Source organism: Cnuella takakiae, from assembly GCF_001953305.1.
In the GTDB taxonomy this organism is placed as follows: domain Bacteria; phylum Bacteroidota; class Bacteroidia; order Chitinophagales; family Chitinophagaceae; genus Flavisolibacter; species Flavisolibacter takakiae.
Map to the genome: position 1 here is coordinate 5,234,731 of NZ_MTFE01000010.1, position 554 is coordinate 5,235,284.

Consider the following 554-nt stretch of genomic DNA (forward strand, 5'->3'; position numbering starts at 1 on the left):
CCTGATCGGTACTAAAGGGAAAAAACAGGAAGGATTACACACAAGAGAATTACTGGCAGGCATGATGATGGGCTGCGTGCTGGTTTGGGGTAGTCCTTACCTGACCCCAACAGCAATTGGCTCGCAGTACATGGCTTTTTGCTACATGGCTATTACAAGTTGTGGCTACCTGTTGATACTCTCCTACGGCAGCCGCCTGAGCAGGATCATCCGGCACTCAATTAAGAGCGACATCTTCAACACCTGGAACGAATCCTTTCCACAGGAAGAGCGGCTCCTGCAAAACGAGTATTCCATCAACCTGAAAGCCACCTACCAGTGCAGGGGCGAACTGCGCGATGGTTGGGTAAATATCATCAACCCATTCAGGGGCATATTGGTGCTGGGTTCGCCAGGCTCCGGTAAAACCCACTTTGTTATCCAGCAGATTATCAGGCAGCACATCGAAAAAGGATTTTCTATGTTTGTCTACGATTTCAAGTTTGACGACCTTACCCAACTCACTTATGAATGCCTGAGCCGCAATCAGCACCGGTACCCTGTGCCGCCCGCAT

At 50.0% G+C, this 554-nt stretch carries 1 protein-coding gene; it reads left to right on the forward strand.

Annotation, left to right across the window (positions count from 1 at the left end; translation table 11 throughout):
* A partial coding sequence (locus tag BUE76_RS24885; RefSeq protein WP_216820710.1) for a YWFCY domain-containing protein occupies positions 1-554 on the forward strand: 554 nt, incomplete at both ends.